The sequence below is a fragment of the Devosia sp. genome (assembly GCF_025809055.1).
GTDB lineage: Bacteria > Pseudomonadota > Alphaproteobacteria > Rhizobiales > Devosiaceae > Devosia.
On record NZ_CP075529.1, the window covers coordinates 3,374,402 to 3,390,709 of the forward strand.

At 64.3% G+C, this 16,308-nt stretch carries 14 protein-coding genes and 1 pseudogene; 9 read left to right on the plus strand and 6 right to left on the minus strand.

Annotation, left to right across the window (positions count from 1 at the left end; genetic code table 11):
* Positions 1 to 4: 4 nt before the first annotated feature.
* Positions 5 to 1,435: a sigma-54 dependent transcriptional regulator gene (locus KIT02_RS16585; protein WP_297580234.1), complete on the minus strand. Its 1,431-nt coding sequence runs from the start codon at positions 1,433 to 1,435 to the stop codon at positions 5 to 7.
* Between the two features lie 242 nt (positions 1,436 to 1,677).
* Here KIT02_RS16585 and KIT02_RS16590 point away from each other — a divergent pair, with 242 nt between their 5' ends.
* The 8 genes from KIT02_RS16590 to rsmD all read left to right on the plus strand — a co-directional run bounded on the left by KIT02_RS16590 (position 1,678) and on the right by rsmD (position 12,149).
* Positions 1,678 to 2,943 carry an EAL domain-containing protein gene (locus tag KIT02_RS16590; protein ID WP_297580236.1) on the plus strand — a complete coding sequence of 422 codons (1,266 nt, stop codon included), beginning with the start codon at positions 1,678 to 1,680 and terminating at the stop codon, positions 2,941 to 2,943.
* A gap of 90 nt (positions 2,944 to 3,033) precedes the next feature.
* Positions 3,034 to 3,900, plus strand: coding sequence for a TIGR01459 family HAD-type hydrolase (locus tag KIT02_RS16595; RefSeq protein WP_297580238.1), 867 nt, complete (start codon positions 3,034 to 3,036; stop codon positions 3,898 to 3,900).
* A 124-nt stretch (positions 3,901 to 4,024) separates the two neighbouring features.
* Positions 4,025 to 4,996, plus strand: coding sequence for a bifunctional riboflavin kinase/FAD synthetase (locus KIT02_RS16600; RefSeq protein WP_297580240.1), 972 nt, complete (start codon positions 4,025 to 4,027; stop codon positions 4,994 to 4,996).
* 251 nt (positions 4,997 to 5,247) lie between these two features.
* Entirely contained in the window at positions 5,248 to 8,235 is a 2,988-nt protein-coding gene (gene ileS, locus KIT02_RS16605) for an isoleucine--tRNA ligase (protein ID WP_297580242.1), read from the plus strand.
* Between the two features lie 219 nt (positions 8,236 to 8,454).
* Positions 8,455 to 9,021: a signal peptidase II gene (lspA, locus tag KIT02_RS16610; RefSeq protein WP_297580244.1), complete on the plus strand. Its 567-nt coding sequence runs from the start codon at positions 8,455 to 8,457 to the stop codon at positions 9,019 to 9,021.
* A 75-nt stretch (positions 9,022 to 9,096) separates the two neighbouring features.
* Positions 9,097 to 9,795, plus strand: a complete 699-nt coding sequence (locus tag KIT02_RS16615; RefSeq protein WP_297580246.1) for a hypothetical protein — start codon at positions 9,097 to 9,099, stop codon at positions 9,793 to 9,795.
* Positions 9,796 to 9,920: 125 nt separating this feature from the next.
* A complete protein-coding gene (locus tag KIT02_RS16620; RefSeq protein WP_297580248.1) occupies positions 9,921 to 11,591 on the plus strand; it encodes a pseudouridine synthase in 1,671 nt (556 codons plus the stop codon).
* A 3-nt stretch (positions 11,592 to 11,594) separates the two neighbouring features.
* Positions 11,595 to 12,149 carry a 16S rRNA (guanine(966)-N(2))-methyltransferase RsmD gene (gene rsmD, locus KIT02_RS16625; protein ID WP_297580250.1) on the plus strand — a complete coding sequence of 185 codons (555 nt, stop codon included), beginning with the start codon at positions 11,595 to 11,597 and terminating at the stop codon, positions 12,147 to 12,149.
* Between the two features lie 166 nt (positions 12,150 to 12,315).
* On the opposite strand, the gene KIT02_RS16630 is transcribed toward rsmD, so the two are convergent.
* The 3 genes and pseudogenes from KIT02_RS16630 to KIT02_RS16640 form a co-directional block, all read right to left on the minus strand.
* Entirely contained in the window at positions 12,316 to 12,726 is a 411-nt protein-coding gene (locus KIT02_RS16630) for a Fur family transcriptional regulator (RefSeq protein ID WP_297580252.1), read from the minus strand.
* Positions 12,716 to 13,531, minus strand: coding sequence for a metal ABC transporter permease (locus tag KIT02_RS16635; RefSeq protein ID WP_297580254.1), 816 nt, complete (start codon positions 13,529 to 13,531; stop codon positions 12,716 to 12,718). The genes KIT02_RS16630 and KIT02_RS16635 overlap by 11 nt, the downstream gene beginning before the upstream one ends.
* Positions 13,532 to 13,647: 116 nt before the next feature.
* Positions 13,648 to 14,436, minus strand: a pseudogene (locus tag KIT02_RS16640) (metal ABC transporter ATP-binding protein); the annotation flags it as partial.
* A 134-nt stretch (positions 14,437 to 14,570) separates the two neighbouring features.
* On the opposite strand from KIT02_RS16640, the gene KIT02_RS16645 reads away from it, so the two are divergent.
* Positions 14,571 to 15,530: a zinc ABC transporter substrate-binding protein gene (locus tag KIT02_RS16645; protein WP_297580256.1), complete on the plus strand. Its 960-nt coding sequence runs from the start codon at positions 14,571 to 14,573 to the stop codon at positions 15,528 to 15,530.
* Between the two features lie 23 nt (positions 15,531 to 15,553).
* Here the strand turns inward: KIT02_RS16645 and KIT02_RS16650 are convergent, their stop codons facing one another.
* The gene (locus KIT02_RS16650) at positions 15,554 to 15,910 is read right to left on the minus strand and encodes a DMT family protein (RefSeq protein WP_297580258.1); all 357 of its coding nucleotides are present in this window, start codon (positions 15,908 to 15,910) and stop codon (positions 15,554 to 15,556) included.
* Positions 15,911 to 16,003: 93 nt separating this feature from the next.
* Entirely contained in the window at positions 16,004 to 16,258 is a 255-nt protein-coding gene (locus KIT02_RS16655) for a DUF2164 domain-containing protein (protein WP_297580260.1), read from the minus strand.
* Positions 16,259 to 16,308 lie beyond the last annotated feature (50 nt).

Sequence of the window (16,308 nt, forward strand, 5' to 3'; positions counted from 1 at the left end):
CTATCTAGCCAGTCGCCGCCATTTCGGACCAGCTCTGGCGCTTGCGATAGATGGTGGAGGGGCTGATTTCGAGCGCTGCCGCGGCGAGAGATATGTTGCCCCCAAAGGCAGCGACAGCATCTTCGATGATCCGCTGCTCCTGCTGCCACATCGGCAGCACCAGCCTGCGGGTTTCGGGGCGAACGGTTTCCACCGCAATCGGCGCCGCCACCTGTGCCTCGATATCGGCGGCTCCCAGCATCGCTGCCGAGATTTCTCCGCCATCGAACATGACGACGAGGCGCCGCACCAGGTTCTGCAATTGCCGCACATTGCCCGGCCAGTCGGCTGCGGTCAGGTGCTGGGCAGCGTCCGCGGCAAAACCGGCAAACCGCTTGCGCTCCTCGAGCGAATAGCAATCGAGGAAATGCCGGGCCAGGACCATGATGTCGCTCGGCCGCTGCCGCAATGGCGGCAGATGGATGGGCAGCACGTGCAGGCGATAGAACAGGTCTTCGCGGAACTGGCGCTGGGCAATCATCTGCATCGGATTGCGATTGGTCGCGCAGATGACCCGCACATCCACCTTGCGCACCGCCGTCTCGCCGACGCGTGAAATCGTGCCCGTCTGCAGGAAGCGGAGTAGCTTGGACTGCAGCGACAGGTCCATTTCCCCGATCTCGTCGAGAAACAGCGTGCCGCCATCGGCCAGTTCGGCCGCGCCCTTGCGGTCTTCGGTCGCGCCGGTAAAGGCGCCGCGCGCCACGCCGAACAATTCGCTTTCCATCAGGTCGCGCGGTATGGCGGCGCAATTGATGGCGACGAACCGCCGATCGGCCCGCGGGCCCTTGGCGTGCAGCGCTTCGGCGCAGACATCCTTGCCCGTGCCGCTCTCGCCGGTGATGAACACCGGTGCCGAGGACGAGGCGACGCGCCCGATCTGCTCGTAGAGAAACTGCATGGCGCTGGATGCACCGACAAAGCCGGCATAATCGGCAATGTGCGAAGCCTGTCCCGCCTCCGCGCCCAGGCATCTGGGGCGTCCGTGACGCTGGGCCAGTTCGCCGATGCGGTTGGCCAGGGCCGGGCCGTTGACCGGCTTGGCGACATAGTCGTGGGCTCCGGCGCGCATGGCGGCCAGCGTGGAGCTGACCGAGGCCCCATCGGCCATGACAATGATCAGCGCGCCTTCAGATATCCGCACCAGCCGGGCAACCGCGTCTTCAGGCGTGGCGCCCAGGTCGCCTATCGAACCAAGATCGGCCAGAACCACGTCGGGACGGGCCTTGCGCAACAGGTCACCCGCCGCACGGCCGCAATCGGCAACACTGAGCACCGGAGCGACCAGCATCGCCTCTGCCAGAGCGGCTCCAAGATGGCGCGCGCCGTCCAGATCGCTGTCGATCAACAGCACCTGGCCGCTCAATGTGGCATCGCCGATCGTGGCTGACGTCATGGGCGATCTATCCCTTTTCAGGCACTTGTTCTCGTTGGTCCGATTGTTGGCGATTAGGGTAAATTTTCCGTTCCCGCCGCTGCAGATTGCATGGTCTGGCCCAGTGCCCGCATGGAACAGCACCCGGCGGTCCGGCTCAAATAGGCTGGGACATCGGCGCCTCACGCCTTTTGCCCGCGGGTCTCTAATGTTAATAAAATTGCGCCGAGTCCCGGCCGTCAGGAAATGTTGCGGAAGAGCCTGTGCAGGCACTGGTCTATCTTTTCATCGCACTAGCGGGTGCCGGTTTCGGTGCGCTGGCCTATTTCGGCCTGGCTTTCACCCCGGCAACGGCGATTCTGGTTGGCCTGGTCTTTTCTGCCATCGGCGTCATCTTCATGGAGCGCGTGCTGCGCCAGCGCGCCGAGAATCGCCTGGAAAAGGCCATTCAGGATCTGTCGCGCCTATTGGCCACCGATGCCCAGGCCGGCGCCGTGCTCGGCCAGCGCATCAACGCTCTGACCGATCTCAATCCCGGCCAGCGCCTCGAGACCGTGGAGGCCGATATTTCCGTTCTGGGTACGGTCATTCGTCAGGTCGCGGAGGCCGTGGCCGAAATGGAAGACAAGGCGGCCCGCAACAGTGCTGCCCCGGCCGCCATGTCCGTGCCGCGCGCCGTCGAGCCGACCGCCCTGCGCCCGCCGCCGGCGGCGCCGGCCGAAGAACCCGGGCCCGCCATTCCGCTCGAAATGCTGCGCCAGGCGCTCGAGGAAAATCGCCTGGTCTTTCACATCCAGCCCATCGTGCGGCTGCCGCAAAGGCGGCCGGTGGCCTATGAACTGGTGCCGCGCCTGATGCTCGAAGATGGCGAACTGGCCGGCGCAGTCGATTTCATGCCGCGCCGCAAGGGTGGCGATCTTGTGGTGCGTATCGAGGCGGCGGCACTGGTCGAGGCCATTGCCATCGCCCGCCGCTCGCGCACCGGCGGCCAGCCGGTCACGCTCTATCTGCCACTGTCCGGAGCCAGCCTCGACGACGAAGACGCCGCCGAGCAACTGCTGGCCGTGCTTGATGCCAATCGCAGCGTGGCGCCGGGCCTGGTGTTTCTCGTCACCGAAAGCGACTGGTCCGCCATGTCGCCGCGCCAGAAGTCGGTCGCGGCCGGCATTGCCCGCAAGGGCGCCGGGTTTTCCATTGCCGCGATGCGTTCGCTGCGGGCCGACATGGCCGATCTGGCGGCCTCGGGCGTGCGCTCGCTGCGCGTCGACGGCGCCCGCTTCATCGAAACGCCCGAAACCTATACAGATTTCCACGTCTCCGATATTTCCGGCTATCTCAAGCGCTTCGAGATCCAGCTGATCGTCACCAATATTGCCGGCGAGCGGCAGATCGTCGAACTGCTCGACAGCGACATAACCCTGGTGCAGGGCGATTATCTCGCGCCGCCCGGGCCTGTCCGGCCCGATCTCAGTTTCGACAGCCAGCGCAGCGTCGGCGCTCAGCCCGCTCGCCGTGCCGAAAGCTTGTAGCGCCGGGGTCCATTGCGGTTTTCCCTTGATCCCCCCGCCCAAAGTGCCACATAGGGCCAGCATCCGTTTCACCGCACCAAAGGCATAGCCATGACATCGCCCCTGCCGGCCATTTCGGGATTGTCCGACCTCTCCGGCCGCTACGATGCGGTCCTGAGCGATGTCTGGGGTGTCATTCACAATGGTGTCGCCGCCTTCCCCGAAGCCGTCGAAGCCCTCCGCTCCTTCCGTCAGGCCGGTGGCCGGGCAGTGCTCATCACCAATGCGCCGCGCCCCTCGGCGCCAATTGTTGCCATGCTGGACCGGCTGGGCGTGCCGCGCGACGCCTATGACGCCATTGTCTCCTCCGGCGACGCCACCCGCGCCATGATCGAGAAATATCGCGGCAAGGCCATCCATCACGTCGGCCCGCCCACCGAGGACGATGCCCTTTACGAGGGGCTTAACCTGCGCCGCACCGGGCCCGAAGAGGCCGAAGTCGTTGTCGTCACCGATCTAGACACCGATGACGACACGCCCGAAATGTATCGCGAGCGCGCCAAATTCTGGCTTAGCCGCAAGCTGCCCATGATCTGTGCCAATCCCGATCGTGTGGTCGAGCATGGCGACAAGATCATCTATTGCGGCGGGGCGCTGGGCGATCTCTATTCGGCCATGGGCGGCATGGTCCACATGGCCGGAAAACCCTATCCGCCGATCTACGAGCAGGCATTCGGCCTCGCCGAGAAAGCCGCCGGCAAGGGGCTCGACAAGTCCCGCGTTCTCGCCATCGGCGACAGCGTCCGCACCGATGCGGCCGGTGCCGCACAGTTCGGCATCGATCTGCTGTTCATCACCGGCTCCATCCACGCCGCCGAACTCGACGCTTTCGGCAAGCCCGATCCGCAGGCCATTGCCGATCTCATCGCCCCCAGCCGCGCCCGCGTCGCCGGCTATCTGCCGCGTCTGTCGTGGTAAGCTTTGCGCCGACGTTTCGGCTCCATCCCACCCTCCCCCTTGAGGGGAGGGTAGCGCAGCTAGGCCGTTTGGCCGTAGCGACGCTGGGGAGGGGGTCTTTCGATCAGTCCCCAGGTGTCCGCCCTTGACCTTCATCCGCCTCTCCAGCCTCGCCGATCTGCCAGCAAACCTGCGCGGCGCCTTTGTTGCCATCGGCAATTTCGATGGCCTGCATCGCGGCCACCAGTCGATCATCGCCGCCCTGCGCGCCCGGGCCCAGGCGGCCGGCGTGCCCGCCCTCATGCTGACCTTCGAGCCGCATCCGCGCGACGTCTTTGCCCCGGCGCCCTTCATGTTCCGCCTGACCCAGGGAGACGCCAAGGCCAAGCTGGCCGAAGCCATGGGCCTCGATGGCGTCATCATCCTCAATTTCGACCGCGATTTTTCCCAGACCGAAGCCGAAGACTTCGTCCAGACCATCCTGATGGACCAATTGGCGGTGCGCGGGGTGATCACCGGCGCCGATTTTCACTTTGGCCGCCAGCGGCGCGGCACGCCCCTGTTTCTCAAGGGCGAAGGCGACCGTCTTGGCTTTGCGGTCGAAACCCTCAACCTGATGGATGAGGGGGACGAGCCCATTTCGTCCTCGCGCATCCGCGCAGCTCTGTCGGAAGGCGCAGTCGCTGCCGCCAACCGGCTTCTGGGCTATCACTGGTTCTTCGAAGGCTGCGTGGTCAAGGGCGATCAGCGGGGCAGGGAACTCGGCTACCCCACAGCCAACACCATGACCCCAACCGGTTTTCAGCTGGCCCAGGGCGTTTACGCCGTGCGGGCGCGGCTGGGCGAACGGCTTCTCGACGGGGTCGCGGCCTATGGCAAGCCGATGTTCGACAATCAGCGCCCGCCCTTTGAGACGCACCTGTTCGATTTCGATGAGGACATCTACGGCCAGACCCTGCATGTGGCGCTGATCGGCCACATCCGCGGCCAGGAAGTGTTCAACGGCCTCGACGAACTCATCGCCGCCATGGATCGGGATTCCAACAAGGCCCGCGCCCTGATCGCCGCGTGCAAGCCGATTAGCGAACTCGATGTGCGGTTGGGGTTTGTGGGCTGACACTGGGCCTTCCCCTCTCCCCTTGAGGGAGAGGGAGAGAAAATCTGCGTCCAGCGGATTTTCGAGGGTGAGGGGTTCCGGCCCATCCCATGCTTCCATGCCTGTAGATGGCTCGACCCCTCATCCGCCCCTTCGGGGCACCTTCTCCCTCAAGGGGAGAAGGGAAGGCAGCCTCCCACAAATTCACCTTTGCCCCATGCGCTTCGCCTTGCTAAAAGGCGGCCGACTTCTTCCAAACCGATTGCCGATCCATGAACGACACCGCTCCTGGCGCGACCGAGAAAGACTATTCGGCCACGCTGTTCCTGCCGGAAACCAATTTCCCCATGCGCGCCGGCTTGCCGCAGCGCGAGCCTGACTGGCTCAAGCGTTGGGAAGACATGGACATTTACGCCATGCAGCGCGAGCAGGCCAAGGATCGCCCGCTCTTCACCCTGCATGATGGCCCGCCCTATGCCAATGGCAACATCCATATCGGCCACGCACTCAACAAGACGCTCAAGGACCTCGTGTCCCGGTCCATGCAGATGCTGGGCTACAACTCGGCCTATGTGCCGGGCTGGGATTGTCACGGCCTGCCCATCGAATGGAAGATCGAGGAGCAGTACCGCGCCAAGGGCAAGGACAAGAACGAGGTTCCGGTGGTCGAATTCCGCCAGGAATGCCGCGCATTTGCCGAGCAATGGGTCGATGTCCAGCGCGAAGAATTCAAGCGCCTCGGCATCCTGGGCGAATGGGACAATCCCTATCTCACCATGAGCTTCGACGCCGAAGCCCAGATCGCCCGCGAATTGATGAAAGTCTCGATGAGCGGCCAGCTCTATCGCGGCTCTAAGCCGGTCATGTGGTCGGTCGTGGAACGCACCGCGCTCGCCGAAGCCGAGATCGAATATGCCGACTACGAAAGCGACACCATCTGGGTGAAGTTCCCGGTCCGGTTGGGCGACGAGGTGCTTCCCGACGGCGACGGCAACTCGGTTGTTATCTGGACGACCACACCCTGGACCATCCCGGCCAACCGGGCCGTCAGCTTTTCAAATCGGATCGCGTACGGCCTCTACAAGGTAACCGATGCCCCGGAAGGCAATTGGGCAACGGTTGGCGAGAGCTATGTTCTCGCAGACAAGCTCGCAAGCGAAGTTTTCGCGAAAGCCAAGGTTCAAGCCTATGAACGTGTTCGGGGGGTACCCGCGGACACCCTTGCGCGAGTGCAACTATCGCACCCCCTGCGCGGTCTCGCCGGCGGCTACAATTTCGATGTGCCACTGCTCGATGGCGAGCACGTCACCGACGATGCCGGTACCGGCTTCGTCCACACCGCGCCGGGCCATGGTCTTGATGACTTCGGCATCTGGATGGAATCGACCCGCCTCCTGCAGGAACGCGGCATCGACCCCGCCATCCCCTATGCCGTCGATGATGGCGGCTTCTACACCAAGGACGCCCCCGGCTTCGATGGCGCCCGCGTCATCGACGACAACGGCAAGAAAGGCGATGCCAATAGCCGCGTAATCACGGCATTGGCCGAGCACGGCAACATCATCGCCCGCGGCCGCGTCAAGCACCAGTACCCCCACTCCTGGCGCTCCAAGAAGCCGGTGATCTTCCGCAACACGCCGCAATGGTTCGTCTATATGGACAAGCCTATCGGCTCTTCCCCTTCTCCCCTTGTGGGAGAAGGTGCCCGAAGGGCGGATGAGGGGTCTCTTCCCGACACCCTGCGCACCCGCGCCCTAAACGCCATCGACGCCACAAAATTCTACCCCGCCGCGGGGCAGAACCGACTGCGCGCCATGATCGCCGACCGTCCCGATTGGGTGCTGAGCCGTCAGCGCGCCTGGGGCGTGCCGATCACGGTTTTCGTCAACAAGCAGACGAACGAGATCCTCAAGGACGAGGCGGTCAATCACCGCATCGGGCAGAGCTTTGAGGAAGAGGGTGCCGACGCCTGGTACAAGCCCGGTGCCGCCGAGCGCTTCCTGGGTACCGAACACAGGGTCGAGGACTACGAGATGGTCACCGACGTGCTCGACGTCTGGTTTGACTCGGGCTCGACCCACTCTTTCGTGCTGCGCAACAAGCAGAAGTGGCCGCACCTCAAGTTCCCGGCTTCGATGTATCTCGAAGGCTCGGACCAGCACCGCGGCTGGTTCCATTCGAGCCTCTTGGAAAGCTGCGCCACCAATGGCCATGCGCCCTATGACAGCGTCCTGACCCATGGTTTCACCATGGATGGCGAAGGCCGCAAGATGAGTAAATCGCTGGGCAATGTCGTGGCCCCGCAGGAGATCATCAAGCAGTTCGGCGCCGATATCCTGCGCCTGTGGGTTGCCTCTTCCGACTATTCGGAAGACCTGCGCCTGGGCAAGGAAATCATCCAGACCACGGTCGACAGCTATCGCAAGCTGCGCAACACCCTGCGCTGGCTGCTCGGCAACCTGGCGCATTTCCAGGCCGGGGACGTCGTCGATCCCAAGGACATGCCCGAGCTCGAACGGCTGATACTGCACCGGCTGGCCCAGCTCGATTCCGGCGTCCGCGCTGCCTACAAGGAATACGACTACCGCAAGGTCGTGACCCTGCTCTCGAACTTCATGAATATCGAGCTCAGCGCCTTCTATTTCGACATCCGCAAGGACACGCTCTATTGCGATCCGATCTCCTCGATCAAGCGCCGCTCGGCGCTGACCGTGCTCGATCACCTGTTCAATGCCCTCACCGCCTGGCTGGCACCCATCCTGGTCTTTACCATGGAAGAATGCTGGCTTGAGCGGCATCCGGAAGCGGGCTCGTCCGTTCACCTGCGTCTCTTCCCCGAGATTCCGGCTGACTGGATCGACACCGATCTGGCCGCCAAGTGGCAGCTGATCCGTGCGGTGCGCCGCGTGGTCACCGGGGCGCTCGAAATCGAACGCCGCGAAAAGCGCATCGGCTCGTCCCTCGAGGCCGCGCCGAAGGTGTTCGTTGCCGATGCCCGCTACATCGTGGCGCTCGAAGGACAGGACCTGGCCGAAATCGCCATCACCTCGGCGATCTCGATCAAGCAGAACGAGGGCCCCGGCGAGGCCTTTAGGCTCGACGACGTGCCCGGCGTTTCGGTGGTGCCCGGCCTGGCCGAAGGCCAGCGTTGCGCGCGGTCCTGGAAAGTCCTGCCCGAAGTCGGCTCGGATCCGGACTATCCCGATGTCAGCCCGCGCGACGCCCAGGCCCTGCGCGAACGCGCTGCGGCGGGGCTGTAGCGCCCAGGCTTGGTGCCTTCCCCCTCTCCCCTTGCGGGAGAGGGTGCCCGAAGGGCGGGTGAGGGGTGTCCTGCTACCCCAAGCCATTCGAGCGAAGCTCTCATGGCCTCTTCGCCCAATATCGCTCCACAGGAGCGATTTTCTTGGGGGTCAGAGCCCCTCATCCGGCGCCGCGCGCCACCTTCTCCCGGAGTGGGAGAAGGAAAGACGGAGTAGGCCATGAATACCCACACCCTGCGCAATCCCACCATTCTCGCTTCCCTCATGGCGGCGATCATCGCCTTTGGCGTGGACAGGGCGCAGAAGGGCTATCACATCGCCGCCGAATGCTATGCCATCGGCCAGGCTGCCTGCGTCGAGGTGTTTTCCGCCTATCACCCCCTGGTCATGACCGGCTGGCGCGGTGGCGAAGTCCTGCCTGTCGCCGGTTTCTTCGATTACGTGCTGGTCTGGAATACCGGTATTTCTTATGGCCTGCTCGATGGGCTGCCGGTCTGGGCGCTGGGCGCCATCATGGTCGTGGCGATCATTGCGCTGTCGATCTGGTGGTGGCGTGCCGAGGAAATGCTGATCCGGCTCGGCCTGGCCCTGTGCGTTGGCGGAGCGCTTTCCAATGCGCTCGATCGGCTGATCTATGGCGCGGTCGCCGACTTCTTCCATTTCCACTGGGGAAGCTGGTCGTTCTACATTTTCAACCTCGCCGATGTGGCCATCACCCTGGGCGTTGTGCTGCTGGCGCTGGACCTGCTTGGCGTGGGCCGCAAGAAGCCGGTTCGGCGCTCGTGACCACCGTCCTGCCAGAATCTGGTCTTAATGCGGGGAATGCGCTATAAGCGCGGCCGAACCTTTAGGGAAATTTGCATGCGTATTGGATTGACCGGGCAGGTTGCTGCTCATTCGGCCACATCCCGGCTGGGTCTTGCCGCCCTCGGACTGCTCGCAGTGATCTCGCTGGGTGCCTGCACCACCGTCGAAGGCACCAATGCCATGACGGATTTCGGCACGTTTGAACGCGAAGTGATGAACACCACGGCGCGCGGCATCGGTCTTATTCCGGGCGAGACGCCCAAGGAAGACCTGACCAGCGCGCGCGCGCCGCTGGTCCTGCCCAAGAGCACCAACAATCTGCCTGCGCCCACCACGCAGACGGCCGCGGCGCAACTGCCTGCCGACAGCAATACCGTGCGCATCGACACGACCAATCTGTCCGAGGCCGACATCGCCCGGCTGCGCAATGCGCGTGTCGTCGACCTGCGCTCGCTCTCCGGCCGTCCGCTGACCGAAGCCGAAGCGCGCCAGCTGACCGCCCGGATGCAGAATGCCAATATGGCCGTGACCACGTCCAATGCCAGCCGCCCGCTCTATCTGCCGCCGGATGAATATTTCACCCGCGTCGGCGATGCGCAGCTGGTCTGCCGCGCCGCATCGGGCGAACTGGTCTCGCTGCGCGATTCACGTTGCCCCGAAGAAGTGCGCCGCGCACTCTCGACGCCGGCCATGACCGGCGCGTCCAGTGCCTCGCGTGACGGGGCCCTGACCGAGGCCGAAACCCAGCTCTAGGCGTTTCGGACTGCTCACACTATTCAGGCGGCCGGGTTTTCCCGGCCGTTTGCAGTTTTTTCAACCGCGCCGCCCGCCATGTCGCTGCCATGGCATTTGGGTCCCGCATGTCAGAAAGTCCGCTCATGAGCGACACTCCCAAACAGCCCGAAATCGCCGACCGCCTGGCCAAGGTCATTGCCCGTGCCGGGCTCTGCTCCCGTCGCGATGCCGAGGGCTGGATTGCCGATGGCCGTGTGGCCGTCAACGGCAAGAAGGTGCTTACCCCCGCCTTCAACGTCACCAGCCGTGACAAGATCGAGGTCGATGGCCTGCCGCTTGCCGCCCGCCAGGGCACCCGTGTCTGGCTTTATCACAAGCCAGCGGGCCTCGTGGTCACCGAGAAGGATCCCGAGGGGCGTCCCACCATTTTCGAGGAACTGGACAAGAAGGGCTTGCCGCGCGTCCTGACCGTCGGACGCCTCGACATCAACACCGAGGGCCTGCTGCTGCTCACCAATGATGGCGGGCTCAAGCGTGTGCTCGAACTGCCCTCGACCGGCTGGCTGCGCCGCTATCGCGTGCGCGCTTTCGGACAGGTCACCCAGGCCCAGCTCGATGCCCTCAAGAACGGCATTTCCGTCGATGGTGTCCAGTATGGGCCGATCACCGCCACGCTCGAGCGCGAGCAGGGCTCAAATGTCTGGCTGCTCCTGGGCCTGCGCGAGGGCAAGAACCGCGAGGTCAAGAATGTGCTCGGCTCGCTCGGGCTCGAGGTCAACCGGCTGATCCGCGTGTCCTATGGCCCGTTCCAGCTCGGCGATCTGGCCGAGGGTGGGGTGGAAGTGGTCAAGTCGCGCATGCTGCGCGATCAGCTCGGCAAGAAGCTCGCCGAGTCGGCGGGTGTCGATTTCGAAAGCGAAATGCCCGACCTGCCGCAGGCGCCGCGCGACGAAACCTATCGTGTGCGTTCCCCGCGCGACCGCGACCATGCCCGTCCCAATCCGCCGCGCGGTGAACGGGGCGCCCGCCCGGCTGGCCGTGACGCCGGCCCGCGCGGCCGCTTCGGCGATGCCGAGGAGGGACGTCCGGTCCGCACCCGCCGTGTGCACTTTGCCGATGATGATGGTCGCGCGCCCGAGGCCTATGAGCCCAAGGGGCCGGGCCGCCAGCGTCCAGACCGCGACGACCAGCCGGCCCGCTCGTTCGGCAAGCCGGCAGCCCGCGCACCGCGTTCGGATCGCGACGAACGTCCGGCCGGCCGCAAGGACTTTGGCGATCGCCCGCCCCGTCGTGACGGCGACAAGCCCGCGCGTGGTGGTTTCGGTGACCGCCCCAAGCGCGATTTCTCCGATAGGCCGAAGCGCGATTTCGGTGACCGTCCGGCCCGCGGGCCGCGTCCCGAAGGCCGCTTCGAAGATCGCCCCAAGCGCAGCTTTGGTGACAAGCCTGCCCGTGGCGGTTTTGGCGACCGGCCCAAGAAGGATTTTGGCGATCGGCCCCAGGGTGGGCGTCCCGGCGGCAAGTCCTTTGGTGACCGTCCGGCCCGCGGGCCACGTCCCGAAGGCCGCTTCGAGGATCGCCCCAAGCGCAGTTTTGGTGACAAGCCCGCCCGTGGCGGTTTCGGCGACCGGCCCAAGAAGGATTTTGGTGACCGCCCGCAGGGGGGCCGCCCCGCCGGCAAGTCCTTCGGGGGCAAACCCGCTGGCGGCAAACCCTTTGCTGGCAAGCCGGGCGCCGCCCGCCCCGGTGGTCCGCGTCCCGGCGGTGCCCGCCCCGGCGGCCGTCCATCCGGTCCGCGCAAGCCGCGCGGCTAGGCCATGCGCATCGTTGCCGGCAAATTCCGGGGCAAGCCATTGTCCTCGCCCTCGGATGACAGCATTCGCCCGACTTCTGACCGGGTCCGCGAATCCATGTTCAACATCCTGGGCTCGCGCCTCGGCCCGGTGCTGACCGGCAAGCGTGTGCTTGATCTGTTTGCCGGCACCGGCGCGTTGGGGCTCGAGGCCCTGTCGCGGGGGGCTGCCCATGTCACCTTTGTTGACATGGGCGCCGAGGCGAGAGGTCTCATCCGTGACCATATCGAGGCGTTCGGCGCCGCCGGCATCACCAAGCTGCTGCGCCGCGATGCCACGGCGCTGGGCAAGCCGGGCTCATTCGGTCAGTTCGATCTGATTTTCCTCGATCCGCCCTATGGCCAGGGCCTGGGCGAAAAGGCCCTGGGCGAACTGGCCGCCAATGGCTGGATCGCGCCCGGCGCCACCATTGTCTGGGAAGAATCGGCCGCAGTGGACGTAATCATCCCGGATGACTTCGCGCTGGACGACACCCGCGAATACGGCGCTGCCGCCGTCCGGTTCTTATCCTTCGGCTAAAGCGTTTCACCCTGTGAACTGAACCCGCGCCTTCATCGCCCCCTCGCCCCTCAGGGGAGAGGGTTGGGGTGAGGGGTGAAAGCCTCTCGGTAAGAACGCGGGTGCGAACCCCTCATCCGGCGCCTCGCGCCACCCCGGAACAAGTCCGGGGCGGGTTCTTCTCCCTTCAGGCCGCCAGGCACATCGCGCACTTGCCGCGGATTTCCATCGTGGTCCGCTCGACCTTGAACCCGGTCTGCTGTGCCCAGCCGCCCAGCCGGTCCTCGATGACCGCGTCGGCAAACTCATCGACCTTGCCGCAACCCTCGCAGATGGCGAAGGCGATCAGTCCCTTGCGGTGGCAATGTTCGTCGGCGCAGGCGACGAAGGCATTGAGCGATTCCAGGCGATGGGCCAGACCGCGCTCCACCAGCTTGTCGAGCGCGCGGTAGATCTGCAGCGGCGCCCGCAATCCGTCGCCGCGGAGCCGGTCGAGCAGGTCATAGGCCGAAAGCGGGGCGGGAGCTCCGGTCAGAGCGCCCAGGACCAGTTCCTGATTGCGTGTCAGGTCTGCTGGCCTTCCATGGTCATGCGCCATTGTGTTGCCTCCCGAAAAGCCGGCCTGCCGGTACTGCGAGCGAAATCAGAAACAGGGCCAGTGCCATCACCACGATGGATGGGCCCGATGCCGTGTCCCATGTGCGCGACCCGAACAGGCCGCCCACCACCGATAGCCCGCCCAGAACGCCTGCGACAATGGCCATGGTCTCGGGTGTGGCACTGAGACGCCGCGCCGTGGCGGCGGGAATGATCAGCAGCGAGGTGATCAGCAACACGCCCACCAGCTTCATGGCGATGGCAATGACCGACGCCATCAGGAGCATCAGGATGATGCGGCTGGCTTCGGGCCGCAGGCCCTCGGCCTCGGCCAGCTCGGTGCTGACTGTCGCCGCCAGCAGCGGCCGCCAGTTGAAGGCCAGAATGGCCAAAATTCCCAGGCCACCGCCATAGATGATGGCGATATCTTCGACCGACACCGCCAGGATATCCCCGAACAGAAATCCCATGAGGTCGAAGCGCACCTGCGTCAGGAAGCCGACGATCACCAGCCCCACCGCCAGGCTCGAATGGCTGAGAATGCCGAGCAGAGCATCGGTCGACAGCGTATTCTGCCGCTGCAACAGCAGAAGCGCCCCGGCCACCAGCGCCGCCACGGCGAAGACGCCGAGCACCATATTGACCGAGAGCAGAATGGATAGCGCCACGCCCAATAGCGCCGAATGGGCCATGGTGTCCCCAAAATAGGCCATGCGCCGCCAGACCACGAAACAGCCCAGCGGTCCGGTCACGGCGGCCAGTCCCAAACCGGCAATCAGGGCGCGGGAAAAGTAGTCACCGAACATGCACGGTCTCCCGATTTCTCCGCTGACGCAGTGAAGGCTCAAGCACCATCGCCATCCGTTCCTCCCCCTCCTTCAGGGGAAGGTCAGGAGGCGGTGCCGACAATGCAATCCCGTCAGTGCTCATGCCGGTGCCCCGCATGCTCGTGTCCGTGTTCGGCGCCCACCACGCAGCCATCGTCATGGTGCTCGTGGTCATGGTGGTGCTCATAGATCGCCAAAGCCCCCGCCCGATCCCCGAACAGGCTGAGATATTCAGGACTGGTCTTGACGGCGCCCGGCGTGCCGCGACAGCACACATGGCCGTTGAGGCAGAGCACAGTGTCGGTTTCCGCCATCACCACATGCAGGTCATGGCTGATCATCAGGATACCGGCCTGTGTCTGGTCGCGAATCTGGCGAACCAGCCCGTAAAGCGCCGCCTCGCCCGAATAGTCGACCCCTTGCACCGGCTCGTCGAGCACCAGGAGGTCGGGCTTGCGGATCATGGCGCGCGCGAACAGCACCCGCTGAAACTCACCCCCGGACAATTCCTGCACCGCCGCCCGGCGCAGGTGCGCCGCACCCACCGCTTCCAACGCCGCTGAAATCTCGTCGGGCGAATATCGTCCGGTCAACGTCATCAGCCGTTCCACCGTCAGCGGCAGGGTCCAGTCGACGCTCAGCTTTTGCGGCACATAGCCAATGGTCAGCCCCGGCTTGCGTTCGACGCTGCCCATGGTCGGGCGGAGCACCCCGGTGGCCATCTTGGCCGTCGTCGATTTCCCCGACCCATTGGGCCCGATCAGGGTCACGATCTCCCCACGGGCAATGGTCAGGTCCACCCCTTCCACCAGCGTGCGGCCATTGCGGCGCACTCCGGCCTTGTTGAGGGTGATCAGGACGTCGCGGGGCGGGATGGCGTTCATGGGCCTGGTCGGGTTCGGTCGCAGAAAGTGAAAAGCCGGCTTGACGGCTATCAATACGTTATAGCATAACACCGCCGCAAGCGTAATAACATAACATATCGCTTGCCGATCTCCCTTTGCCAAGAGGCCACTCGATGCAGAAATTCACCCTGTCCCTCGCCGCCCTGTCGACGCTGCTGCTCACCGGCACCGCCATGGCCGCGCCTAGCGTCGTCGCCTCGACAAAGCCGGTGCACGCGCTGGTGGCCGCGGTGATGGGCGATGTCGGCGCGCCTGGTCTTATCGTCAAGGGTGCAGCCTCCCCACACAGCTATTCGCTCCGCCCGTCCGACGCCGCTACCCTTGAGGCGGCCGACATCGTGTTCTGGACCGGCCATGGCATGGAACTGTTCCTGGCCGATGCGCTCGAAACCCTGCCCATCAATGCCGAAGTGGTGGAACTGGCCGATTCTCCCGGCATCGAATTGCTGCCCGTCCGCGAGGGCGGCGCCTTTGAGCCCCATATGCACGAGGGCGAAGACGGCCACGATCATGGCCACGATCATGGTGATCACGCCGATCACGACCATCACCATGAGGGCGAGGGCGACATGCATTTCTGGCTCGATCCGGAAAATGCCAAACTGATGGTCACCCAGATTGCCACCGTCCTGTCCGAGGCCGATCCGGAAAATGCGTCGACTTACCAGGCGAATGCCGAGGCCGAACAGGTGCGGCTGGATGCTTTGACCGAGGATCTGCGCGAAACGCTGGCACCGATCGCCGGCAAGCCCTTCATCGTCTTCCACGATGCCTACCAGTATTTCGAGAACCGCTTTGGTCTCGAGGTCGCCGGTTCGATCACCGTGTCGCCCGAAGCCATGCCCGGCGCTGCCCGCATCGACGAATTGCGGGCCAAGGTTTCCGAATTGGGCGCCACCTGCGTCTTTGCCGAACCCAATTTCCAGCCGGCCATCGTCAATACCATCATCGAAGGCACCGAGGCCAAGGCCGGCACGCTCGATCCGGAAGGCGCGGCGCTGACCGAAGGCCCCGAGCTCTATTCCAACCTGCTGCATGGCCTCGCCAACGGCCTTCTGGAGTGCCTCGGCTAGCTTGGCCTTGCTCTATGGGGTCGCTACTTCAGCGGCCCCTTGAAGATGAAGAAGGCGCCCAGCCCGATCAGGGCAAAGCCGATGCCGTGGTTCCAGGTGAGCTTTTCTCCCAGGTAGAACACGGCGAACAGCGCAAAGGCGCTGAGCGAAATCACCTCCTGGATCGTCTTCAGCTCTGCCGCTGAATAGACCTGATAGCCGATGCGATTGGCCGGAATGGCCAGCCAATACTCGAAAAAGGCTATGCCCCAGCTGATCAGCACCACCATCCACAGCGCCGCGCCGTGGAATTTCAGGTGCCAGTACCAGGCAAAAGTCATGAATATGTTGGAGGCGATCAAAAGCCCGATCGGGGCGAGGGTAGGGACGTTGAGGCCCAAGGCTTGCTCCTGCTCAAACCGGAACGCAGTCCGGCCGTGCCTTGTATCACTCCCATGGCGGCAAAATAGTGGGATTGCGCAATAACAACCGCATCAACGCAGGTGCTTGGTGGGCTGTTCGAGCGAGAAGATCTCGTCGCTGACATCGTCGATTTTCTTGCGCACCAGGGTCTGCGCGTCATAGAGCCCGCGATTGTAGAAATAGGCCCCCATTTTCTCGGCGAAAAATCCCATCAGCATCTCGGCGGGTATGGCGCCGATGGATTGGTCGAGTTCCTCGCGGAAATAGTCCTGGATCTCGCCGACAATGGCCTTGGTTTCCTCGCGGCTAAAGGTGATGGGCTTCATGGCTCATGGTCTCCTTTCAGGCTGTGTTCATATCGCGAGTCGCCAATTGC

What these genes read in the sequence shown, in the direction of transcription:
- KIT02_RS16585 (WP_297580234.1), bottom strand. Translation starts at nt 1,435, where the DNA reads ATGACGTCAGCCACGATCGGCGATGCCACATTGAGCGGCCAGGTGCTG.
- KIT02_RS16595 (WP_297580238.1), top strand. Translation starts at nt 3,034, where the DNA reads ATGACATCGCCCCTGCCGGCCATTTCGGGATTGTCCGACCTCTCCGGC.
- ileS (WP_297580242.1), top strand. Translation starts at nt 5,248, where the DNA reads ATGAACGACACCGCTCCTGGCGCGACCGAGAAAGACTATTCGGCCACG.
- lspA (WP_297580244.1), top strand. Translation starts at nt 8,455, where the DNA reads ATGAATACCCACACCCTGCGCAATCCCACCATTCTCGCTTCCCTCATG.
- KIT02_RS16615 (WP_297580246.1), top strand. Translation starts at nt 9,097, where the DNA reads ATGCGTATTGGATTGACCGGGCAGGTTGCTGCTCATTCGGCCACATCC.
- KIT02_RS16620 (WP_297580248.1), top strand. Translation starts at nt 9,921, where the DNA reads ATGAGCGACACTCCCAAACAGCCCGAAATCGCCGACCGCCTGGCCAAG.
- rsmD (WP_297580250.1), top strand. Translation starts at nt 11,595, where the DNA reads ATGCGCATCGTTGCCGGCAAATTCCGGGGCAAGCCATTGTCCTCGCCC.
- KIT02_RS16630 (WP_297580252.1), bottom strand. Translation starts at nt 12,726, where the DNA reads ATGGCGCATGACCATGGAAGGCCAGCAGACCTGACACGCAATCAGGAA.
- KIT02_RS16635 (WP_297580254.1), bottom strand. Translation starts at nt 13,531, where the DNA reads ATGTTCGGTGACTACTTTTCCCGCGCCCTGATTGCCGGTTTGGGACTG.
- KIT02_RS16645 (WP_297580256.1), top strand. Translation starts at nt 14,571, where the DNA reads ATGCAGAAATTCACCCTGTCCCTCGCCGCCCTGTCGACGCTGCTGCTC.
- KIT02_RS16655 (WP_297580260.1), bottom strand. Translation starts at nt 16,258, where the DNA reads ATGAAGCCCATCACCTTTAGCCGCGAGGAAACCAAGGCCATTGTCGGC.